Genomic DNA, 227 nt, shown 5'->3' with positions numbered 1-227 from the left:
CCAGCGCCGCCACTCCCACCGCGATCACCGCCACCATCACATACGCCCACCACGAATGGCCGGGCCGGCGCGGCGGGCCACCCCGTCTCGAGCCTCGAGTCATACCGACGATCGGGTCGTACGTCACAGCGGATCCTCCAGCCATCCGTCCAGCGGTCGCGGGCGCAACGGATCGCTCGGCCATGAGCGGGCAGCGCGGAACTCGATCGACGCGACCAGGTCGCGAC

Origin of the sequence: Microbacterium sp. Leaf351 (assembly GCF_001423825.1) — a bacterium.
GTDB classification, from domain to species: domain Bacteria; phylum Actinomycetota; class Actinomycetes; order Actinomycetales; family Microbacteriaceae; genus Microbacterium; species Microbacterium ginsengisoli.
This window is presented reverse-complemented; position numbering follows the sequence as displayed.